2 protein-coding genes are annotated in these 3248 nt (G+C 71.7%); both read left to right on the plus strand.

The features are described 5' to 3' along the window. Positions 1-2780: type I polyketide synthase (locus IF30_RS0140030; protein ID WP_158835986.1), on the plus strand; the 2780-nt coding region annotated here is incomplete at its 5' end. 48 nt (positions 2781-2828) lie between these two features. Beyond that, positions 2829-3248, plus strand: a 420-nt coding sequence (locus IF30_RS42815; RefSeq protein WP_037902995.1) for a beta-ketoacyl synthase N-terminal-like domain-containing protein, incomplete at its 3' end; no start/stop codon positions are given.

The raw sequence follows: 3248 nt of genomic DNA on the forward strand, positions 1-3248 counted from the left end.
TCCCCACCCACGCCCTCACCAGCCTCCACAAGAACCAACCCGAAACCCACACCATCACCACCACCCTCGCCCACCTCACCACCCACGGCACCCCCGTCAACTGGCACGCCTACTACGCCCACACCAACCCCCACACCACCCCCCTCCCCACCTACCCCTTCCAACACCACCGCTACTGGCTCGACAACCGGCCGTCCGGTGCGGTCGATCTCGGTGCGGCAGGTCTGGACAGTGCGGACCACCCGATTCTCCGGGCCTCGGTGACCCTTCCCTCGTCCGGTCGGATGCTGTTCACGGGCCGGGTGTCCCTCGCCTCGTTGCCGTGGCTTGCCGACCACTCCGTGCACGGCACGGTGGTGTTCCCCGGGACGGGCTTCCTGGATCTGGTCCTGCACGCGGGTCGGTGCAGTGGCCATCCCCAGCTGGTCGAACTGACCATGGAGGTGCCGTTGGTGATCGCCGCGGCAGGCGGCGTCCAGGTACGGGTCGAGGTCCACGAGCCGGTGGACGGACGCCGCGCGGTCGCGGTGTACGCACGTCCGGAGGACGCCGAACCCGACGAGCCGTGGACGAGGCACTGCGCGGGTGTGCTGGCGGCCGAGTCCGGTGCCCGCCCGGAGGATCCGCTGCACTGGCCGCCCGTCGACGCCGTCGCGGAGGACATCAGCGGCTTCTACGACCGGATGGAAGAGGCCGGAATCGGCTACGGTCCCGCGTTCCGCGGCATGCAGGCCGTGTGGCGGCGCGGTGACGAGCTGTACGCCGAGGTCCGGATGGAAGGCGACGCCGGCGACTACGCCGTGCACCCCGCGCTGTTCGACTCCGCCCTGCATGCCACCGCGATCGATGCGGACCCCGGGCAGGCGAACCTGCCGTTCTCCTGGTCCGGAGTCACCCTGCACGGTCGCGCGGGTGCCCGACTGATCGCCCGTCTGGTCCGCCGGGGCCCGGACGAGGTCTCGCTGGATCTCGCCGATCCGTCCGGCGCTCTCGTCGCCTCGATCTCTTCGCTGGTCGGGCGCCCGGTCGCCACGGGGGCGGGGCGAGCGGGACGGGCTTCGTTCCTGCGCGTCGACTGGCAGCCCGTCGTGCTGCCCGTGGTGGCCGAGATCCCCGCCGGCACCGACGTGGTGCGGATCGTCGTGAGGGAGTCCCCCTCCGCGGACGCAGCCGAGGCCGCCCGGCTGACGGCCGAGGCCGCTCTCGCCTCCGTCCAGGAGTGGCTCGCCCGCCAGACCGACCCGCGTTCTCGCCTGGTTGTGGCGACCGACGGCCTCACCGGCGAGGATCCCGGCAGCCGTTTGTCCGCTGCCGCGGTGTGGGGACTGGTGCGCTCGGCTCAGGTCGAGTACCCGGGTCGGGTGGTCCTGGTCGACGGGGACGCGCCGCTGGCCGCCGCGGTGGCATCGGGTGAGCCGCAGATCCTGCTGCGTTCCGAGGGCGCGTTCGTGCCGCGCCTCGTGCGCGCGGTGCCCGGGGATGCGGACTCGCCCTGGCGTCCGGGCACGGTTCTGCTGACCGGGGCGAGTGGTGCCCTCGGTCGCAGGGTTGCCCGGCACCTGGTCGAGACCCATGGTGTCCAGCGGCTGCTGCTGGTCACCCGGCACGGAGAAGCGACGCCCGGCTCCGGTGCGCTGGCCGCCCGATTGCGCGGCCTCGGCGCCGAGGTGGAGTTCGCCGCCTGTGACGTGACCGATCGCCGTGCGCTGGCCGACGTGCTGGCGGCAGTACCCTCGCAGTGGCCGCTGTCCGCGGTCGTGCACTGCGCGGGTGCGGTCGACGACGCGACCCTCACGCGGCAGTCCGGAGAACGACTGCGGACCGTCTTCGGGCCGAAGGCCGTCGGCGCCTGGCACCTCCACGAGCTGACGCGCGAGATGGACCTGTCCGCCTTCGTGTTGTTCTCCTCGGCCGCTGGTGTCCTGGGTTCGGCAGGTCAGGCGAACTACGCCGCGGCGAACGGGTTCCTGGATGCCCTGGCCGAGGTCCGGCGGGCGCAGGGGCTGGCCGGGGTGTCCCTGGCATGGGGCCTGTGGGACGTCACGGACGGCATGGCGGGCGAGCTCGGCGAGAGCGACTTGAGTCGACTGGCTCGTTCCGGCCTCGTGGCGATCCAGGAGGAACAAGGGTTGGCGATGTTCGACGCGGCACTGGCGTCGAAGGACGCTCTGGCCGTCCCGCTGCTCCTCGACCGCGGCGCGCTGCGGGCCGCTCCGACGGAACTGCCCGCCGTGCTGCGCGGCTTCGTCAGCATCCCGGAGCCGCAGCGGGGCCGGCGTCCGGTGGAGTCGCTGCGGGAACGGGTGGCCGGGCTCACCGGTGAGGCACGCCGGCGGCAGTTGGTCGATGTGGTGCGCTCCGAGGTCGCGGCCACGCTCGGCCATGCCTCGGCGGCATCGGTCGGGGCCCGTCGAAGCTTCACCGATCTGGGCTTCGATTCGCTCACCGCGGTCGAGTTGCGCAACCGGCTCACCGCGCTCACGGGCATCGAGCTGCCCGCCACCATCGCGTTCGACCATCCGTCACCGGATTCGCTGGCCGCCTTCCTGGACGGCGAGTTGCCCGGCGGGACCGACCCGTTGCCGGCCGAGTTGGACCGCCTCGAGGCGTTGCTCGCCGTGGCGGGAGAGGACACCGACCACGCGCACGTCGCCGAGCGTCTCGAACGCCTGCTCTCCGAATGGAAGCAGCGCGGCACCGAGAACGGGAATCACGCCCCCGGTCTCGCCGAGGCCACCACGGCTGAGGAGTTGATGGACTTCATCGACCGCAACCTCTAACGCAGGGCTTGTCTACCGTTCGTACGAAAAAAGCAGGGGTGGTGCGCGATGGCGCAGGAGGAAAAGCTCTTCGGCTATCTGAAGCGGGTCACCGCTGACCTACAGCAGACCCGGGAGCGTCTGTCGGAAGTGGAGGGCCGCGCCCGCGAGCCGATCGCGATCGTGGCGATGGCGTGCCGCTTCCCCGGCGGGGTGGACTCCCCGGAATCGCTCTGGAACCTGCTGTCCTCCGGTGGTGACGCGATTTCGGGGTTCCCGCAGGACCGTGGCTGGGACCTCGCGGGGATCCTCGATCCGGCACGCCCCGGCGGCTCGGTCACCCGCGAGGGCGGATTCCTCCACGACGCCGCCGACTTCGACGCCGCCCTGTTCGGCATCTCGCCACGCGAGGCCCTGGCCATGGACCCCCAGCAGCGCCTGCTCCTGGAAACCACCTGGGAAACCCTCGAACACGCCGGCATCGACCCG

Source organism: Streptomyces sp. NRRL S-350 (genome assembly GCF_000719705.1).
Lineage (GTDB): Bacteria > Actinomycetota > Actinomycetes > Streptomycetales > Streptomycetaceae > Kitasatospora.